The organism is Pseudomonas sp. RSB 5.4, assembly GCF_037126175.1.
In the GTDB taxonomy this organism is placed as follows: Bacteria; Pseudomonadota; Gammaproteobacteria; order Pseudomonadales; family Pseudomonadaceae; genus Aquipseudomonas; species Aquipseudomonas fluorescens_H.
This window is the reverse complement of record NZ_CP146986.1, coordinates 680,563-696,415: the sequence shown is the minus strand read 5'-3', so window position 1 is coordinate 696,415 and position 15,853 is coordinate 680,563. Positions and strand designations below refer to the sequence as shown.

Annotated in this window: 13 protein-coding genes; 4 read left to right on the top strand and 9 right to left on the bottom strand. The window is 60.2% G+C overall.

Annotated elements, in window-relative coordinates:
- Positions 1 to 125 precede the first annotated feature (125 nt).
- Genes V9L13_RS02955 through V9L13_RS02930 form a run of 6 tightly spaced genes read right to left on the bottom strand, consistent with a single transcriptional unit; the run spans position 126 to position 6,080 of the window.
- Positions 126 to 1,868, bottom strand: a complete 1,743-nt coding sequence (locus tag V9L13_RS02955; RefSeq protein WP_338801412.1) for an ABC transporter substrate-binding protein — start codon at positions 1,866 to 1,868, stop codon at positions 126 to 128.
- 45 nt (positions 1,869 to 1,913) lie between these two features.
- The gene (locus V9L13_RS02950; RefSeq protein ID WP_338801411.1) at positions 1,914 to 2,186 is read right to left on the bottom strand and encodes a DUF2160 domain-containing protein; all 273 of its coding nucleotides are present in this window, start codon (positions 2,184 to 2,186) and stop codon (positions 1,914 to 1,916) included.
- Positions 2,187 to 2,196: 10 nt separating this feature from the next.
- Complete coding sequence (locus tag V9L13_RS02945; protein WP_003223758.1) at positions 2,197 to 2,997, bottom strand: carbohydrate ABC transporter permease; 801 nt, start codon at positions 2,995 to 2,997, stop codon at positions 2,197 to 2,199.
- 10 nt (positions 2,998 to 3,007) lie between these two features.
- Positions 3,008 to 3,874 (bottom strand): sugar ABC transporter permease, encoded by an 867-nt coding sequence (locus V9L13_RS02940; RefSeq protein ID WP_338801410.1) that lies wholly within the window; start codon positions 3,872 to 3,874, stop codon positions 3,008 to 3,010.
- Positions 3,871 to 4,986, bottom strand: coding sequence for an ABC transporter ATP-binding protein (locus V9L13_RS02935; RefSeq protein ID WP_338801409.1), 1,116 nt, complete (start codon positions 4,984 to 4,986; stop codon positions 3,871 to 3,873). The genes V9L13_RS02940 and V9L13_RS02935 overlap by 4 nt, the downstream gene beginning before the upstream one ends.
- A complete protein-coding gene (locus tag V9L13_RS02930; RefSeq protein ID WP_338801408.1) occupies positions 4,986 to 6,080 on the bottom strand; it encodes an ABC transporter ATP-binding protein in 1,095 nt (364 codons plus the stop codon). The genes V9L13_RS02935 and V9L13_RS02930 overlap by 1 nt, the downstream gene beginning before the upstream one ends.
- A gap of 383 nt (positions 6,081 to 6,463) precedes the next feature.
- On the opposite strand from V9L13_RS02930, the gene V9L13_RS02925 reads away from it, so the two are divergent.
- Together V9L13_RS02925 and uppP are read left to right on the top strand one after the other, a co-directional pair.
- Positions 6,464 to 8,311 (top strand): sigma-54-dependent Fis family transcriptional regulator, encoded by a 1,848-nt coding sequence (locus V9L13_RS02925; protein WP_338801407.1) that lies wholly within the window; start codon positions 6,464 to 6,466, stop codon positions 8,309 to 8,311.
- Positions 8,312 to 8,564: 253 nt separating this feature from the next.
- Positions 8,565 to 9,437, top strand: coding sequence for an undecaprenyl-diphosphatase UppP (uppP, locus tag V9L13_RS02920; protein ID WP_003223749.1), 873 nt, complete (start codon positions 8,565 to 8,567; stop codon positions 9,435 to 9,437).
- A 60-nt stretch (positions 9,438 to 9,497) separates the two neighbouring features.
- Here uppP and cysS read toward each other — a convergent pair whose 3' ends face one another.
- Positions 9,498 to 10,880: a cysteine--tRNA ligase gene (gene cysS / locus V9L13_RS02915; RefSeq protein ID WP_103522141.1), complete on the bottom strand. Its 1,383-nt coding sequence runs from the start codon at positions 10,878 to 10,880 to the stop codon at positions 9,498 to 9,500.
- A 21-nt stretch (positions 10,881 to 10,901) separates the two neighbouring features.
- Positions 10,902 to 12,602: a glutamine--tRNA ligase/YqeY domain fusion protein gene (locus V9L13_RS02910; RefSeq protein ID WP_064586979.1), complete on the bottom strand. Its 1,701-nt coding sequence runs from the start codon at positions 12,600 to 12,602 to the stop codon at positions 10,902 to 10,904.
- A gap of 250 nt (positions 12,603 to 12,852) precedes the next feature.
- Between V9L13_RS02910 and V9L13_RS02905 the strand changes: the two genes are divergently transcribed.
- Positions 12,853 to 13,359, top strand: coding sequence for a peptidylprolyl isomerase (locus V9L13_RS02905; RefSeq protein WP_003223743.1), 507 nt, complete (start codon positions 12,853 to 12,855; stop codon positions 13,357 to 13,359).
- Complete coding sequence (gene lpxH, locus V9L13_RS02900; RefSeq protein WP_045122383.1) at positions 13,356 to 14,108, top strand: UDP-2,3-diacylglucosamine diphosphatase; 753 nt, start codon at positions 13,356 to 13,358, stop codon at positions 14,106 to 14,108. Before V9L13_RS02905 ends, lpxH begins: the two co-directional genes overlap by 4 nt.
- Positions 14,109 to 14,233: 125 nt before the next feature.
- Here lpxH and V9L13_RS02895 read toward each other — a convergent pair whose 3' ends face one another.
- Positions 14,234 to 15,763 (bottom strand): DHA2 family efflux MFS transporter permease subunit, encoded by a 1,530-nt coding sequence (locus V9L13_RS02895; protein WP_103485343.1) that lies wholly within the window; start codon positions 15,761 to 15,763, stop codon positions 14,234 to 14,236.
- Between the last annotated feature and the right edge of the window lie 90 nt (positions 15,764 to 15,853).

The following is a 15,853-nucleotide window of genomic DNA, read 5'->3' as shown; positions in this document are numbered from 1 at the left end:
ATTGTGATCGGCATTTATGAACGATACAGATCCAGTGTGGGAGCGAGCCTGCTCGCGAAAGCGGTAGATCAGGCAACAAAAAAAACGGCACCTCACGGTGCCGTTTGCTTTTCACACATCAACCATCACTTACGCGCATCCGCCCACGATTTCAGCAGTTCGTTGTAGCTCACGGTCTCGCCCTGCGGCTTCTCGTTGGCCAGTTTCGGTTTCGGTGCGCCCGGTTGGTCGAACCAGTATTGCGCGTCGCGTTCCGGGTTCATTTTCGGGGCGCACACTGCTTGGGCCTTGGAGCGTTCGAGGCGGGTCATGATCGCGTCCTGATCCTTGGCCAGGCCATCCAGCGCTTGCTGCGGGGTCTTCTCGCCGCTGGCCGCTTCGGCGATGTGGCTCCACCACAGTTGCGCCAGACGCGGATAGTCCGGCACGTTGGTCCCGGTCGGGGTCCATTGCACGCGGGCCGGGCTGCGGTAGAACTCGACCAGCCCACCAAGTTTCGGTGCCAGATCGGTCATCGCCTGCGAGTTGATGTCCGACTCGCGGATCGGCGTCAGGCCGACGATGGTTTTCTTCAGCGACACGGTTTTCGAGGTCACAAACTGCGCGTACAGCCACGCCGCCAGTTTCTGTTTCTCAGGCGTGGATTTCATGAACGTCCACGAACCCACGTCCTGATAACCAAGCTTCATGCCCTCCTCCCAGTACGGCCCGCGCGGCGACGGCGCCATGCGCCACTTCGGTGTGCCATCGGCATTCATCACCGGCAGGCCCTGCTTGGTCATGTCGGCGGTGAACGCGGTGTACCAGAAAATCTGCTGGGCGATGTTGCCCTGCGACGGCACCGGGCCAGACTCGGAGAAGGTCATGCCCGCCGCTTCCGGTGGCGCGTAGGCCTTGAGCCAGTCAACGTATTTCTGCGTGGCGAACACTGCCGCCGGGCCGTTGGTGTCGCCGCCGCGGGTCACGCTGGAACCAACCGGGTGGCAATCCTCGACGCGAATCCCCCACTCGTCCACCGGTAAACCATTGGGAATACCCTTGTCGCCGCCACCGGCCATGGAGAACCAGGCATCGGTGAAACGCCAGCCCAGCGAAGGGTCTTTCTTGCCGTAGTCCATGTGCCCATAGACGCGTTTGCCGTCGATTTCCTTGACGTCTTCGCTGAAGAATTTGGCGATGTCTTCATAAGCCGACCAGTTCACCGGCACGCCCAATTCGTAGCCGTACTTTTCCTTGAACCTGGCTTTCAGGTCCGCCCGTTCGAACCAGTCGGCGCGGAACCAGTACAGGTTGGCGAACTGCTGGTCGGGGAGTTGGTAGATCTTGCCGTCCGGCGCCGTGGTGAACGAGATGCCGATGAAGTCCTTGATGTCGAGCGTCGGCGAGGTGAAGTTCTTGCCTTCGTTGGCCATCAGGTCGGTGATCGCCTCGGTCTTGCCGTAGCGAAAGTGCGTACCGATCAGGTCCGAGTCGTTGACCCAGCCGTCGTAGATGCTCTTGTCCGACTGCATCACCGTCTGCAGTTTTTCCACCACGTCGCCTTCCTGCAGCAGGTCGTGGGTCAACTTGATCCCGGTGATTTCGGTGAAGGCCTTGGCCAGCACTTTGGACTCGTATTCGTGAGTGGTCAGGGTCTCCGAGACCACTTTGATGTCCATCCCGCGAAACGGCTCGGCGGCCTTGATGAACCACTTCAATTCATCGAGTTGCTGTTCGGGCGTCAGGGTCGATGGCTTGAATTCGCTGCCGATCCATTTTTTCGCAGCGTCCTCATAGGCATCGGCCCAGGCCGATGCGCTCAAACCGCTGAGTGCCAGCACGGCCGCCAATGAAATGCTATGTCGCAGCTTATTGTTTTTGTCGAACATAGAGACCTCCTGTTTGAGTTACGGAGCACGATTGCCGAGAGTCGACTAGCCCCAACGCATCACAACCAACAGCCACACCAGAGACAGCGCGGACGCTACCCAGATGCTCCAGTCGGTGACGCCGATTACCAGCAGATGCAGGTAGGCGCTGCCGAGAAGACCGATGAACAAGCGATCGCCACGGGTGGTGGCAATCGGCAGAAAACCTCGCCGCAGAATGCTCGGCGAACGCAACTCCCAAGTGGTCATGCCGACCAGCAGCAAGCCAATGGCGATGAAGAAACCCGCCGTAGGGGCCGTCCAGCTCATCCATTCCATCATTCGTTCCTCATACACGACCCAGAGCAAAGCCCTTGGCCACATGATTGCGCACGAACCAGATCACCAACATGCCCGGCAGGATGGTCAACACCCCCGCCGCCGCCAGTACGCCCCAGTCGATGCCAGAAGCGGAGACCGTGCGGGTCATCACCGCGGCAATCGGCTTGGCGTTCACCGAGGTCAGCGTGCGCGCCAGCAGCAGTTCGACCCAGGAAAACATGAAGCAGAAAAACGCGGTGACGCCGATGCCGGAGCCGATCAGCGGGATGAAAATCTTCACGAAGAATTTGGGAAAGCTGTAGCCGTCGATGTAGGCGGTTTCGTCGATTTCCTTGGGCACACCGGACATGAAACCTTCGAGAATCCACACCGCCAATGGCACGTTGAACAGGCAGTGCGCCAGCGCCACGGCGATGTGCGTATCGAACAGGCCAATCGACGAATACAGCTGGAAGAACGGCAACAGGAATACCGCCGGCGGCGCCATGCGGTTGGTCAGCAGCCAGAAAAACAGGTGCTTGTCGCCCAGAAAGCGATAGCGCGAAAACGCATACGCTGCCGGCAACGCCACGCTCAGGGAGATGACGGTGTTGAGTGTCACGTAGTACGCCGAGTTGATGTAACCGCTGTACCAGCTCGGATCGGTGAAAATCACCTTGTAGTTCGCCAGCGTGAAGTTCTGTGGGAAAAGCGTCAGGCCACCGAGGATTTCGGTGTTGCTCTTGAACGACATGTTCAGCAGCCAGTAGATCGGCACCAGCACGAACAGGATGTAGATCAGCAGCGGGAAAAGCTTTGTTTTGCTCATGGCCGGGCCCTCAGCGGTTGGCGTCGGAATGGGTCATGGCGGTGTAGAACAGCCACGAGACCAGCAGAATGATCAGGAAGTACACCAGCGAAAACGCCGCCGCCGGCCCCAGATCGAATTGGCCTACGGCCATCTGGGTCAAGGTCTGACTCAAGAAGGTCGTGGCATTGCCCGGCCCGCCGCCGGTGAGCACGAACGGCTCGGTGTAAATCATGAAACTGTCCATGAAGCGCAGCATTACCGCGATCAGCAGTACGCTTTTCAGCTTGGGCAAGTGGATGTGGCGGAACACTGCCCACGCCGAGGCGCGGTCGATCCGCGCCGCCTGGTAATACACGTCAGGAATTGCGCGCAGCCCGGAGAAACACAGCAACGCCACCAGCGACGTCCAGTGCCAGACGTCCATCACCAGCACCGTGACCCAGGCGTCCATGGTATTGGCCGCGTAGTTGTAGCTGATGCCCAGCGCGTTCAGGCTCGAGCCGAGCAAGCCAATGTCGGCGCGGCCGAAGATCTGCCAGATGGTGCCAACCACGTTCCACGGAATCAGCAGCGGAATCGCCAGAATGATCAGCACCACCGACGACCAGCGCCCCTTGGTCGGCATGGTCAGGGCGATGGCGATGCCCAGCGGGATTTCGATCAGCAGCACGCAGGCCGAGTAGATGAACTGACGCAGCAATGAGTCGTGCAGACGTGGATCGAGCAGCACCTGGCGATACCAGTCGGCACCGACGAAGTAGCGGCTGGACTGGTCGAAGATGTCCTGCACCGAGTAGTTGACCACGGTCATCATCGGGATCACCGCACTGAACGCCACCAGCAGAAACACCGGCAACACCAGCCACCAGGCCTTGTTGTTCTGCACCTTGTTCATGGCTGCACCTCGGTAAGGTCGGTGTCGTCCAGGAGGAATTCGTCGGCGTAGACCATCAGCCACTGCGCCGGAAAACTGATGTACGCCGTGCCCTGGGGCACCGGTTTGTCTTCGGCCAGACGCACCTTCAACGGCGCACCATCGAGGTCGAGGGTGAGGATCTTGTAGGTGCCGAGGTCTTCGACGTGAACCACCCGCGCCTGCATCGCCTCGTCAAACGGCTCGTCCCAGACATGGATGAACTCGGGGCGGATGCCGACCTTCAGATTTTTCCACTGGCCGTGTTCGATGTGTCGTTGCAAGGCGTCGGACAACGGCAGGTGCGTCGAGGCGAAACCGACCCCGCCCGGTTGCGGCTGCACCTCGATCAGGTTCATCCCCGGGCTGCCGATGAAGTAGCCGACGAAGGTGTGACTCGGCCGCTCGAACAATTCCCGGGGCGTGCCGAACTGCACGATCTGCCCGCCGTACATCACCGCGATCTTGTCGGCGAAGGTCGAGGCTTCGAGCTGATCGTGGGTCACATAGACCATGGTGATGTTGAACTGCTCGTGGATCTGCTTGAGCTTGCGTCGCAGCTTCCACTTCAGGTGCGGGTCGATCACCGTCAGCGGCTCGTCGAAGAGGATCGCCGAGACGTCGTCGCGCACCAGGCCACGGCCCATGGAGACTTTCTGTTTTTCGTCGGCGGTGAGGTTGCGCGCCTTCTTGCTCAGCAGGTTTTGCAGGTCGAGGACTTCGGCGATTTCCTGCACCTTGCTGTGCACTTTCGCTTCGGCCATGCCTTGATTTCGCAGGGGGAAGGCGAGGTTGTCGAACACGGTCATGGTGTCGTAGACCACCGGAAACTGGAACACTTGGGCGATGTTGCGCTTCTCTGGGGTCAGGTCGTTGACCGCTTTGCCGTCGAACAGCACATGCCCTTGCGAGGGACTGAGCAGGCCAGAAATGATGTTGAGCAAGGTCGATTTGCCGCAGCCCGATGGGCCGAGCAAGGCATAGGCGCCGCCCTGCTCCCAGATGTGGTCCATCTCGCGGATCGCGTAATCGTCAGGCCCGCTCGGGGTTTTGCTGTAGCTGTGGGCGAGGTGCTGCAAACGGATTTCGGCCATCAGGCAACCCTCGCGACACGCTGGCCCGGTGCCTGCACCAGACGGCCCTGCGCATCGAACACGAACAGTTTGTGGGTCGGGATATAAATGCGGATCGGTGCATCGACGTCGTATTCGTGCACCCCCGGCAGATGCAGCACCAGCAGGAAATGTTCGTTGCGCACATGCAGGAAGGTTTCCGAGCCGCTGATCTCCGCCACTTCGACGGTGACCGCCAGTTCCAGATCGTCATCGTTGCTCGGCACCAGCGAGATATGGCTGGGGCGCACGCCAAAGCGGAACTCGCCGTCACCCACCGGGCGCAGGTCGACGTTCAACGGGAAGTGCACGAAGTTGGCGAAGCTGACTTCGTTGCCGGCGATGCGCCCGGGCATCAGGTTGATCGGCGGCTCGGAGAACAACTCCGCCGCCAGCACGGTTTGCGGCTGGTGGTAGACCGAGGTCGATGGGCCGCTCTGGATCACCCGGCCCTCGTGCAGAATCGTCGTGGTGCCGCCCAGCGCCAACGCTTCGTTGGGTTCAGTAGTGGCGTAGATCGCAATGGTGTGGCGCAGCTTGAACAGCTCGCGCATTTCCTGGCGCAGCTCTTCGCGCAGCTTGTAATCAAGGTTAACCAGCGGCTCGTCGAACAGGATCAACTCGGCATCCTTGACCAGCGCCCGGGCCATCGCCGTGCGCTGCTGTTGGCCGCCGGACAGCTCCAGCGGATAGCGCTGCAGAAACTTCTCGATGCGCAGCATCCGTGCGGTTTCCTGCACCTTGCTGTGGATGATGTCCTTGGCAACACCGGCCTGGCGCAACGGCGAGGCAATGTTCTCGAACACGGTCATGGTCGGGTAGTTGATGAACTGCTGATAGACCATCGACACATTGCGCAGGCGCACCGGGCGCTGGGTGACGTCGACGCCGTTCATCAGGATGCGCCCGCTGTCAGGCTTGTCCAGACCGGCCATCAGGCGCATCAGACTGGTTTTGCCGGACAGCGTGCGGCCGAGCAGAACGTTGAAGGATCCGGGTTCGAATGTCAGGCAGGCATCGTCGATCCAGGTCTGGCCCTCGACGGTACGGCTGACGTGCTCCAGGGTGAGTGACATGGCTCGGCCTTTTTTATTATTGGAGTCAAGCGACCTGTGCAGCAGAGCGACATTCGTGCCAGAAATGGCAAGTGGTTGATTTGTCGTGAAAAGCACCGAAAACGTGGGGAATGGGTGTTCATGACTGAACAGATTTGAACAGTCTGGCGATTGACAATGAACAATCGTGAACAACACTCTGTGAACGCCTTTTGCCCAGATTTCCTGAACACCGAAGATCCAATGTGGGAGCGGGCTTGCTCGCGAAGGCGGTGTGTCAGTCGATATAAATGTGTTTGATATATCGCCTTCGCGAGCAAGCCCGCTCCCACAGTTTTGATCTGTGTTGGTTTTGAAAGCAGTGCCATAACAACAATAAAAATGCCCTTCAGAGGCTGACCACCATGGCCGCACCTACCCCGCCGCTGTCCCACGACGCGATCGTCCAGAACTCCTGGCAACGGTGCCGCGCGTTCGGCCTCAGCCACCAAAGCAGCCCGGCGTTCGATCAATTGCCCGCCTCCGGCATCGCGCATTTACTCGACCGTCATCATTCACTGGTGCAGACCACCCACCAGGAAGTCCTGCCCTATTACGAAAACATCCTCAGCAACTCCAATTGCCTGATCATGCTCGCCGACCATCAGGGCCAAGTGCTGACATCGTGGGGCACTCAGCGCTTTATCGAGCCGAACCTCGCCCGTGGGTTTAGCGCCGGAGCGAGCTGGATGGAGCGTTCAAGCGGCACCAATGCGATCGGCACCGCGCTGGCCTGCGAACAAGCGGTGCACATCGAACACGATGAACATTTCCTTAAGGCCAATCGCTTCATGACCGGCTCCGCCGCGCCGATTTTCGACGCCGAGCGCAAGGTCATCGCCGTACTCGATGTGTCCAGCGACAGCTACCTGCCGCCCTCGCACACCCTGGGCATGGTCAAGATGATGAGCCAGACCGTGGAGAACCGGCTGATCCTCAACCTGTTCCATGGCCAGCACTTTCAACTGACCTTCAACACCGGGTTGAACAATCTCGACAGTCAGTGGGCCGGTTTGCTGATTTTCGATGAGAGCGGTCAGGTGCTGTCGGCCAACCGGCGGGCGGACAATCTGCTCGGCGTGCGCCTGTCACGGGTCAGTATCGAGAGCCTGTTCAACGTGTCGCTATTGGAGCTGTTGAATCAGCCTGAAGGCTTGCCGTTCGCCCTGCAGACCACCGGGCGCAACCGTTTTCAGTGTTTATTGAAGCGCCCGCAACAGGCGCCGATTCAGGCTCGGGTATTTGCCGAACCCAAGCCCGCCGCAGCGCCGCTCAAAGTGCCGGGAACGATCAGCCTCAGTTCCCTGCATTTTGGCGACAGCCGCGTGGAAAAAGCCGTGCGTCAGGCCGAGCGCCTATTGGAGAAAGACATTCCGCTGCTGATCCACGGCGAAACCGGGGTTGGCAAGGAGGTCTTCGTCAAAGCCCTGCATCAGGCCAGCTCACGCAGCAAACAGGCATTCATCGCCGTCAACTGCGCGGCGATCCCGGCCGAACTGGTGGAATCGGAACTGTTCGGCTATGAAAAAGGTGCGTTCACCGGTGCCAACCAGAAAGGCAGCATCGGCCTGATCCGCAAGGCTGACAAAGGCACCCTGTTCCTCGACGAAATCGGCGACATGCCATTGCCGACGCAGGCGCGGTTGTTGCGGGTGTTGCAGGAGCGCTGCGTGCAACCGGTGGGCAGCAGCGAGTTGTTCGCAGTGGACTTGCGAATTATCTCGGCGACTAACCGCTCGCTCAGGGAGCAGGTGCAACTGGGGCGGTTCCGCGAGGATTTGTACTACCGCATCGGCGGACTGACCTTGGAGTTGCCACCGTTGCGCGAGCGCAGCGATAAGGAGGCGCTGTTCAAACGCCTATGGGAGCAACATCGCGAACCGACGCAATGGGCCGGGCTGAGCCGTGAAGTGCTGGAGCTGTTCACCCGGCATCCATGGCCGGGCAATCTGCGCCAGGTCAGCAGCGTGATGCAGGTGGCTCTGGCGATGGCCGAGGAACAACCGGTGCGGCCGGAGCATCTGCCGGATGATTTTTTTGTCGATCTGGAGATGGAGCCGGTGGAATTGGCGCCGCCGCTAGGGGTTGATCTGAACGATGCCGAGGCGTTGAGCCGCGAATTGCTCGCGGCTGGGGGCAATATTTCGCATCTGGCGCGGCGGTTGGGGGTTAGTCGCAATACCCTTTACAAGCGCTTGCGCCAGGCTGAGTGACAGGGTGGCTGAACCGGCCTCTTCGCGAGCAAGCCCGCTCCCACAGGGGCCCCGTGTCGTACACAAAAATCAGACATGACAAAAATCCAATGTGGGAGCGGGCTTGCTTGCGAAGGCGTCAGACCAGTCACCCCACAACTATCAATCCGCCCCCATTGACCGAACCGACTAGACTGTGACGAAATGTTTCAGTTTTTCGCCATGCCATTGATTCAGACACCTCCCTCCTCCTGATTTTCACAGGATAAGTGCTTTGACCAACATCTGTTCCACCGGCCTTGATATCGGTTTCGCCTCGCTGGATTACCTGCAGATCGGCTTCCTCGGCATTATTCAAGGCATCACCGAGTTGCTGCCCGTTTCTTCCACCGCGCATATGCGCATCGTCCCGGCCCTGCTCGGCTGGCCGGATCCCGGCTCGGCGTTTTCCGCGGCCATGCAGCTGGCTGCACTGGCGGCGGTGGTCAGTTATTTCTGGCGCGACGTCAAGCAAGTGGTCGGTGGCAGCGTCGACGCGGTGCGCCAACGGGATTTCAACAACCGCTGGTTCATCCTCGCGGTGGCCATCGTGCTGGCGACCATACCCATCGGCATTGCCGGCATTGCGCTGTCCTCGACGCTCAACGCCTGCAACTCGCCTCTTCGAGGCCTGATGGTGATCGGGATTTCCTGCGTGGTCATGGCGGTTCTGCTGGCCGCTGCCGAACTGTCGTGCCGGCATCGGCGCACCGTCGACGAAATGCGTCTGCGTGATGCGCTGATCGTCGGCATTGCGCAGATTGGCGCGCTGATTCCCGGAGTGTCGCGCTCCGGCTCGACGCTCACGGCGGCACTGTTTCTCAACTTCAAGCGTGAAGAAGCGGCGCGGTTTTCATTCCTGCTCGGGCTGCCGGCGATCGCCCTCGCCGGTCTGAAAGAGTTGTGGGTGCTGTTCCATGCCGACCTTCCAGCCGCCGTTTGGGGGCACCTGATTTTCGGTCTGGTGATTGCCAGCATCTCGGCGTTCTTCGCGATCTGGGGCCTGATGCGCTTTCTGGAGAAATTCTCCACCTGGCCATTCGTCATTTACCGCGCGGTGCTGGGGATTTTCCTGATCGTCGCGGTCAGCACAGGGGCTTTGAGCTGACGCCCGCCAGAAAAAACAAAACCCGCACACGGCGGGTTTTGTTTTAAGCGGATCAAGCAATCAGTCAGCCAGACGCCAGGTCGTGCCGCCCTTGCCGTCTTCCAGCACCACGCCCATGGCAGTGAGCTGGTCGCGGATGCGGTCGGATTCGGCCCAGTCCTTGCCGGCGCGTGCCGCCAGACGTGCAGCAATCAGTGCGTCGACTTCAGCCGCATCGACACGCCCTTCGGCGCCCGCTTGCAGGAAGTCATCGGCTTCCAGTTGCAACACCCCCAGCACGCTCGCCAGTTCTTTCAGACGTGCCGCCAGACCGGCCGCTGCATCGAGATCGCTCTCGCGCAGGCGGTTGATCTCACGCACCATCTCGAACAGCACCGCGCAGGCTTCCGGCGTGCCGAAGTCGTCGTTCATCACCGTGGTGAAACGCTCGACGAAGGCTTCGCCGCCGGCCGGGGCGACGCTCGGCAGGCCTTTCAGCGCATGGTAGAAACGCTCGAGAGCGCCCTTGGCGTCCTTGAGGTTGTCTTCCGAGTAGTTGATCGCGCTGCGGTAATGGCTCGACACCAGCAGGTAACGCACGACCTCCGGATGGTACTTGTCGAGCACGTCGCGAATGGTGAAGAAGTTGTTCAAGGACTTGGACATCTTCTCGCCATTGATACGGATCATGCCGCAATGCATCCACGCGTTGGCGTAGGTCTTGCCGGTAGCCGCTTCGCTCTGGGCGATTTCGTTTTCATGGTGCGGGAACTCGAGGTCGCTGCCGCCGCCATGAATGTCGAAGGTCTCACCGAGGCAGCAGGTGGACATCACCGAGCACTCGATGTGCCAGCCCGGACGCCCGGCGCCCCACGGCGATTCCCAGCTCGGCTCGCCCGGCTTGGCGGCTTTCCACAGGACGAAGTCCAGCGGGTCTTCCTTCGACTCGTCGACTTCGATGCGTGCACCGATGCGCAGGTCTTCGATCTTCTTGCGCGACAGCTTGCCGTAGCCCATGAACTTGGCGACGCGGTAGTACACGTCGCCATTGCCCGGGGCGTAGGCGTAGCCCTTGTCGATCAGGGTCTGGATCATCGCGTGCATGCCCGGAATATGATCCGTGGCACGCGGCTCCATGTCCGGCTTCTTGATGTTCAGGCGCGCTTCGTCTTCGTGCATCGCCGCGATCATGCGCTCGGTCAGCGCGTCGAACGACTCACCGTTCTCGCGGGCACGATTGATGATCTTGTCGTCGATGTCGGTGATATTGCGCACGTAGGTCAGGTCGTAACCGCTGAACCGCAACCAGCGGGTCACCAGATCGAACGCGACCATGCTGCGGCCGTGGCCGAGGTGGCAGTAGTCGTACACGGTCATGCCGCACACGTACATGCGCACCTTGTTGCCATCCAGCGGCTTGAAGACTTCTTTGCTCTTGGTGAGCGTGTTGTAGATCGTCAGCACGTTAATTTCCTTGACGCAGAATCACTGGCCCCACGAATCACGCAGGGTCACGGTACGGTTGAATACCGGCTGACCTGGTTTCGAGTCCTTGATGTCGGCAACGAAGTAGCCTTCGCGCTCGAACTGGAAACGGTCTTCCGGCTGTGCATTGCCCAGCGATGGCTCAGCACGACAACCGGTCAGCACTTGCAGTGAGTCAGGGTTGATGTTGTCGAGGAAACTCGCGCTGTCTTCGGCCTTCTCCGGGTTCGGAGAACGGAACAGGCGATCGTACAGACGCACTTCGCACTCGATGCTGGCAGCCGCCGGCACCCAGTGGATCACGCCTTTGACCTTGCGGCCTTCAGGGTTCTTGCCCAGGGTGTCCGGATCGTACGAGCAACGCAGCTCGACGATGTTGCCGTCGGCGTCCTTGATCGCTTCGTCGGCACGGATCACGTAGCTGCCACGCAGACGCACTTCGCCGTTCGGCTCGAGGCGCTTGTAGCCCTTTGGCGGTTCTTCCATGAAGTCATCGCGGTCGATGTAGATTTCACGGGCGAACGGCAGCTTGCGCACGCCGAGTTCTTCTTTCTGCGGATGACGCGGCAGTTCGAGGTTTTCGACCTGGTCTTGCGGGTAGTTGGTGATCACGACTTTCAACGGACGCAGCACGCACATGGCACGCGGGGCGTTCGCGTCGAGGTCCTGACGGATGCTGAACTCGAGCATGCCGAAGTCGACCACGCCATCGGAACGGTTGGTGCCGATCATGTCGCAGAAGTTGCGGATCGAAGCCGGCGTGTAGCCACGGCGACGGAAGCCGGACAGCGTCGACATGCGCGGGTCGTCCCAGCCGTTGACGTGCTTTTCATCGACCAGTTGCTTGAGCTTGCGCTTGCTGGTGATGGTGTAGTTCAGGTTCAGACGGCTGAATTCGTACTGGCGCGGGTTGGCCGGCACCGGCAGGTTTTCCAGGAACCACTCGTACAGCGGACGATGGCTTTCGAATTCCAGGGTGCAGATCGAGTGGGTGATGCCTTCGATGGCGTCGGACTGACCGTGGGTGAAGTCATAGTTCGGGTAGATGCACCACTTGTCACCGGTCTGATGGTGATGGGCGTGGCGGATGCGGTACATGATCGGGTCGCGCAGGTTCATGTTCGGCGAGGCCATGTCGATCTTCGCGCGCAGCACGCGGGCGCCGTCCGGGAACTCACCGGCACGCATGCGCGCGAACCAGTCGAGGTTCTCTTCCACCGAACGGTCGCGGAACGGGCTGTTCTTGCCCGGCTCGGTCAGGCTGCCACGGTATTCCTTGGCCTGCTCAGGGGTCAGGTCGTCGACGTAGGCCTTGCCGGCCTTGATCAGCTCGACCGCCCAGTCATGCAACTGGTCGAAATACTGCGAGGCGTAGCGCACTTCGCCGGACCACTCGAAGCCCAGCCATTTGACGTCGCTTTCGATCGCGTCGATGTATTCCTGGTCTTCCTTGGCCGGGTTGGTGTCGTCGAAACGCAGGTGCGTGACGCCGCCGAACTCCTGGGCCAGGCCGAAGTTCACGCAGATCGACTTGGCGTGGCCGATGTGCAGGTAGCCGTTGGGCTCAGGCGGAAAACGGGTGACGATCTGGGTGTGCTTGCCCGAGTCCAGGTCTGCCTGGATGATCGGCCGCAGGAAATTGACCGGCACGGCAGGGCCGGACTTGGCATTCGAGGTAGGGTCGACAGTGGGCTTGCTCATAGGATCCTTGACTTACATGTGCGCGGCCGCAAAGGGGGCCAGACAAAACAAAGCCGCTATCATAGCCGATGCTGTCAAGGGCCTGACAGAGCGCGGCCTATAAAGGAGCGCATTTAATCGCCGGGATATGAAAAACAGCCTCGAAATTCGCGCCTGTCACGCTAAACTGCGCACCTTGGCCGATGCAGGCTGAACCGGTCATGGGGCTGAATGTCCCATAACCACGAATTCCTTATAAAGAGTAGCGATCATGACTCAAGTCAAACTGACCACCAACTACGGCGACATCGTCATCGAACTGGACGCGGAAAAAGCGCCGATCACCGCTGCCAACTTCCTCGAATACGTTAAAAACGGTCACTACGAGAACGTGATTTTCCACCGCGTCATCAAGGGTTTCATGATCCAGGGCGGCGGTTTCGAGCCTGGCATGCAGGAAAAGAAAGACAAGCGCCCGAGCATCCAGAACGAAGCCGACAACGGCCTGAAGAACGAGAAGTACACCCTGGCCATGGCCCGCACCATGGATCCACATTCGGCCTCGGCGCAGTTCTTTATCAACGCCACCAACAACAGCTTCCTCAACCACACCGCCAAGACCGCTCAGGGCTGGGGTTATGCCGTGTTCGGTAAAGTCGTTGCCGGTACCGATGTCGTCGACAAGATCGAAGCCGTTGCCACCACTTCCAAGGCCGGTCACCAGGACGTGCCGAAAGACGACGTGATCATCGAGAAAGCCGAGATCATCGAAGCGTGATATTGCTGATTTCAGACTTGCATCTGGAAGAGGAGCGCCCGGACATCACCCGGGCGTTTCTGGATTTGCTCGCCGGACGCGCCCGCTCGGCGAGTGCGTTGTACATCTTGGGCGACTTTTTCGAGGCGTGGATTGGCGACGACGCCATGACGCCCTTCCAGCGTTCCATCTGCCAGGCTCTGCGCCAATTGAGCGACAGCGGCACGGCGATTTTTCTGATGCACGGCAACCGCGACTTCCTGCTCGGCAAAGCCTTCTGCAAAGAAGCCGGCTGCACGCTGTTGAAGGACCCGAGTGTCGTGCAGTTTTACGGCGAGCCGGTGTTGTTGATGCACGGCGACAGCCTGTGCACCCGCGATGTCGGCTATATGAAGCTGCGGCGCTACCTGCGCAACCCGATCACCCTGTTCATCCTGCGCCACCTGCCGCTGAGCACCCGCCACAAACTGGCGCGCAAGCTGCGCAGCGAAAGCCGTGCGCAGGTGCGGATGAAGGCCAATGACATTGTCGATGTCACGCCGGAAGAGATTCCGCGGATCATGCAGCAATACGGGGTGAAAACCCTGATCCACGGCCACACCCATCGTCCGGCGATCCACAAGCTGCAGCTCGGCGAGCAGGCGGCGAAGCGGATTGTGCTGGGGGACTGGGATCGTCAGGGTTGGGCGTTGCAGGTGGATGAGAATGGGTATGCCCTGGCACCGTTCGACTTCGCTCCGCCACCACAACTGGCAGCACCTGCCAACTGACACAACACAAAACCCAATGTGGGAGCGGGCTTGCTCGCGAAGGCGGTGGTTCAGTCGACATCTCTGCTGAATGACACACCGCTTTCGCGAGCAAGCCCGCTCCCACATTTTTGACCGCGTTTTGCTCAGTGACCGCTGGCAGCCGGGCCGGCCTTGGCCGCAAATGGCGGTTTCGCCAGCCACACAATCAGAATCAGCCCCATGAACCCCCAGCCCAGCAACGTGAAGTAATCCACGGTGGAGAGCATGTACGCCTGGCTGGTGAGGATCTGATCCATCTGCGCGTACGCCGATTGGCTAGCGCCGCCTAAATGATTCAACGTCTCGCGGGTCGCCGGTTCGAAGGTGCTGATGCTTTCGCTCATGTAAGCATGATGCTGATTGGCGCGGCGAATCCAGATCCACGTGGTCAGCGATGCCGCAAAGCTACCGCCCAGAGTCCGCAGGAAGGTGGCCAGGCCAGCACCGTCGGCAATCTGGCTCGGCGGCAGGTCGGACATCAGGATGCTCAGGGTCGGCATGAAGAACAGTGCCACGCCGATGCCCATGAACAGCTGCACCAGAGCGATGTGCTGGAAGTCCACCTGGTTGGTGAATCCGGCGCGCATGAAGCAGCTCAGGCCAATCGCCAGGAACGCCAGACCAGCCAGCAGGCGCAGGTCGAACTTGTTCGCGTACTTGCCGACAAACGGCGACAGCAGCACCGGCAGAATCCCGATCGGCGCCACCGCCAGACCGGCCCAGGTCGCGGTGTAACCCATCTGGGTTTGCAACCACTGCGGCAGGATCAGGTTGATGCCGAAGAACCCGGCGTAACCCAGCACCAACACCAGCGTGCCGATGCGGAAGTTGCGGTAGGCGAACAACCGCAGGTTCACCACCGGGTGCTGGTCGGTCATTTCCCAGATGACGAACACCGCCAGGGCGATCACCGAAATCGCCGCGCCGATGATGATGAAGTTCGATTCGAACCAGTCCAGGTCATTGCCCTTGTCGAGGATCACCTGCAACGCGCCGACGCCGATGATCAGCGAGATCAGGCCGACGTAATCCATCGGTTGGCGACTGGTTTCCACCGGGCGCTTGGCCAGTTGCGAGCGCACCACCATCACCGCAAAGATGCCGATCGGTACGTTAATGAAGAAGATCCACGGCCAGCTATAGCTGTCGGTGATCCAGCCGCCGAGAATCGGCCCGGCAATTGGCGCAACCACCGTGACCATCGCCAGCAATGCCAGAGCCATGCCGCGCCTCGCGGGGGGATAGACCGCAATCAACAGGGTCTGTGTCATCGGGTACAGCGGCCCGGCCACCAGGCCTTGCAGCACACGGAAGCCGATCAGTTCCGGCATCGACGTGGAGATACCACAGAGAAACGAGGCCAGCACAAACAGAATGGTCGCCCAGAGAAACAGCTTCACCTCGCCGAAACGCCGACTGAGCCAGCCGGTCAGCGGCAGCGCAATGGCGTTGCTCACGGCAAACGAGGTGATGACCCAGGTGCCCTGCTCCGAACTCACGCCCAGGTTGCCGGAAATGGTCGGCAAGGCCACGTTGGCAATGGTGGTGTCGAGCACTTGCATGAAAGTCGCCAGCGACAGGCCGATGGTGCTGAGCAACAGGCTGGGCGGCGTGAAAGAGGCATTATTGCTCATTGTGAATCCTATGAAACCGGGTTGACGCCCTGTCTGTTACAGACACAGCAGCCCTTGTGGGGAAAAATCAATGTTGAAAGGAAACACTGT